Annotated in this window: 4 protein-coding genes; 2 read left to right on the forward strand and 2 right to left on the reverse strand. The window is 63.9% G+C overall.

The features are described from left to right. Positions 1–1,018, reverse strand: a 1,018-nt coding sequence (locus AC4FAH_RS13170; RefSeq protein WP_490246178.1) for a substrate-binding domain-containing protein, incomplete at its 3' end; no start/stop codon positions are given. Continuing rightward, positions 1,018–1,953 carry a formate dehydrogenase accessory sulfurtransferase FdhD gene (locus AC4FAH_RS13175; RefSeq protein WP_490246181.1) on the reverse strand — a complete coding sequence of 312 codons (936 nt, stop codon included), beginning with the start codon at positions 1,951–1,953 and terminating at the stop codon, positions 1,018–1,020. The genes AC4FAH_RS13175 and AC4FAH_RS13170, both read right to left, overlap by 1 nt. A gap of 208 nt (positions 1,954–2,161) precedes the next feature. On the opposite strand from AC4FAH_RS13175, the gene AC4FAH_RS13180 reads away from it, so the two are divergent. After that, positions 2,162–2,719 (forward strand): DUF3305 domain-containing protein, encoded by a 558-nt coding sequence (locus AC4FAH_RS13180; RefSeq protein WP_490246179.1) that lies wholly within the window; start codon positions 2,162–2,164, stop codon positions 2,717–2,719. Then, a partial coding sequence (locus tag AC4FAH_RS13185; protein WP_490246180.1) for a DUF3306 domain-containing protein occupies positions 2,716–3,217 on the forward strand: 502 nt, incomplete at its 3' end. The genes AC4FAH_RS13180 and AC4FAH_RS13185, both read left to right, overlap by 4 nt.

The following is a 3,217-nucleotide window of genomic DNA, read 5'->3' on the forward strand; positions in this document are numbered from 1 at the left end:
TCAACTGACCGCATTCGCGCAGATCATAGCCGCCGAGGGATTGCGCCAGCTGGATACCATTCGGTGTGGCCAGATAGTCCAGCAATCCCTGGAAGAGATCGCGGAAATAGACATTGCGCGGCACCACCAGATCGAAGGCCTCTTCACAGACCGGAACGAAGCCGAGGCCGAACTCATTGGCGGCCGACAGCGTACCGGGGCCGACGTCCACCTCGCCCCGCGCCACCATCGAGGCCACTTCACGCTCGGAATAGGCGATCGCCAGAGTATTGAGCTGCTCGGCACGCATCTGATGGCCAGACAGCCACTCCTGCAGGAAGCGCTGCGAACCCGCCCCCTCCTGTCGCACCGCCCAACGCCGCTGCGAACCGAACAGGCCGCTTGGGTCGATGGACAGATGGCGATCATCATTGCGGATGATCAGCCCCTGGGTACGGCGCGCAAGCCGCACCATCACCCACTGACGATAGCCATCGTGGCCGCGAATCAGCGCCGGATGACGCAGCGCCGCCTCCTCCGCGCGCCCCCAGTGAATGGCGCAGACGTCAGCACGCCCCTGGCTGAGCAGATCAAGCCCCAGACGCGTGCCGGTGACGCTCATGCCATAGAAGGCGCTACCGGCATGCTGCTGATTGAGACGCATGGAGAGCGCGGCCAGCAGCGGGTCATCACTGCCGGTGATCATCAGGCGATCCGCCAGCACACCATGATGGCTGGACTCGAGAATCCATTGCTCCACCAGGCGCCGCGGAAAGAGCCACTTGCCGGTCACCTTGGTCGCCGGCATGGTGCCGTCACTGGCCAGCTGATAGATCTTCTTCTCGTTGAGGTGCAGAAGGCGCGCGACTTCCTGCACCGTCAGAAAGGGGTTGTCGTGGGGGACCGGAGCCTGCCGGCCGGTGGCCGCATTCAGGGCCTCGCCTGAAGACTCAGCGGTAGAGCCGCCCGAAGGTGCGCCGAGTTCAGAGGAAAAGCCCTGTGAGGGTATGACGCCCAGCGGCGAAGAAAGACGACTCATCACTGCGCCCCCTTGTCATGTCCGGCTGCGCCGCCTGATGAAGATGACTTGCCTGACGCGTCATGGCGCGATGACTTGAGAGCGTCCCCTGCACGCAGCGGCGGGATGGCGTCCAGCACCAGCCGCCCGGCAGGGTCCACCGCCTGGAAGTGGCGCCCCTTGGCGCGCGCGATCAACAACACGCCAAAGCGTTCCGCCAGCTCCACCCCCTTCTGCGTGACGCCGGAGCGTGAGACCAGCACCGAGATCCCCGCCTGAGCCACCTTCAGTACCATCTCGGAGGTCAGGCGGCCGGTGGTGTAGAAGATATTGGCCCCTTGATAATCACTGTCATCATCACTCAAGGGCGCCAACCAGCTCAGCCCCGCCAGCGTATCGACGGCGTTGTGGCGGCCGACATCCTCGATGAACGCCAGCACTTCATCATCCCGACACAGGGCGCAGCCGTGAACCGCGCCGGCCTTGCGATAAGTCGCGTTGTGCGCCGCCAGCGCCTCCAGCAGGCGATACAACAGGGCCTGACTGAAGGGGCCTGCATCCAGCGCAGCCAGTGATTGGCGCTCCAGCAGATTGCCGAATACCGTGCCCTGCCCACAGCCGGTGGTCACGGTGCGCTTGCCGAGGCGCTGCTCGATATCCTCAGGCAGATGACGCGTCACCACCGAGGCGCTCTCGACTTCCCAATCCACCTGCAGCGCTTCGAGGTCCTCAAGCTCACCCAGCAGTCCCTGATTGCGCAGATAACCGGCCACCAGCGCCTCAGGTTCGGCACCCAGGGTCATCAAGGTGACGATCTCGCGACGATTGAGATAGATGGTCAGCGAGCGCTCGGCGGCAATGGACTGCTGATGGCGCTCACCGCGCTCATCCATGACTTCGATGTCCAGCGTAGTGGGTAGTGTGGCGCGACTGATCGCTGGCCGTGCAGAGGGCATCATGAACTCGGGTCTCCCTGATCGAGCCGGTTGGAATGGCAATTCTTGCGCTGAATCGCCGTAGAGTACCAGTCTGATGGCAGAGCTGTCCCCGCACTGACTGACGGTAACCCTGATATCGCATGCGCCGGCATGTATCTTGCACACTAGCACCATCGCAGCATTCTTTTCAGACCCGCTTGCGGGTACAGCAGTGAACAAGGAAGCCATGTCTGAATCCATCCCTCCCCGCAGTGACGACACCCGCTGGTTGAGCGTCACCCTGGCGCCCACCACGCAGAAACTGGGGCGTTTCAGCATCGACACCTGGCGGATTGCCGACCTCTCGCCCTCTGCAACGCCAGAGACGGAATCGCACGTAGCAGAGCCTGCCGCCGCTGATGAAGTAGCGCATCGCCGCATCCTGCCGCTGCAGCTTCACCTCACCGAGCGCACCGATTACCGCTACAACCTGCGCTGCGAGCAGCCGCGTCTGTTCGTCCAATGCGATGAGCGTGAAGCCGACGGCATGCAGCCCCGCGTGGTGACGGCCTGTCAGGAGGTAGCATCGCATTGGATGGATGGCGACCAGCTGGTGCTGGATGTGCCGATGCCCCCGGCCTTGATGGTGTGGCTGGAAGCCTACCTCGCGCGTCACGGCGAACGACTCGACGAGGGCAAGAAGAAGAAACGCAAGGGCGCCGGGCGCGCCAGTCAGGCAGAGCAGCTCGCCGCGACGCCCAACAAGACGCATCAGCCCGGTGATGGTACGGAAAGCACGTCATGAGCCAGCACGACGATAACGCAAGCCCTGCCAATGAAGGCCTGTTCTCGCGCTGGTCACGCCGCAAGCAAGGCGACAGCCGCCGTGAAGACCAACTGGCACAGCCGGACAGCGCCGAGGTGACCAAGGGCGACAGCCTCCCGCCGTCACAGGTGGGAGTCGCCTCTGACCACAGCGCTGACGCCCCTGCAGCGAGTGGCTCGCAGCACGAAGCCCTGGGCGGCGACAGCCCCTCCTCGGCAGCAGAGCAGTCAGCCGAACAGCCAGCAGAACAGGCATCAACCGAGAGCGATCAGCAGGCAGCAGACGCTGACAACGCTGAAGCGCCAGTCATCGAGCTGCCAGACCCCGACACCCTGACTCCAGACGCCGACATCAGCGCCTTCATGCAGAGCGGCGTGGACCCGACGCTACGCCAGCGTGCGCTGCGACGTATCTTCATGGGTGGCGAGCACTCGGTGCGCGATGGGCTGGATGACTACGACCAGGACTTCTCCCAGA

It is taken from the genome of Cobetia sp. (assembly GCF_983723665.1).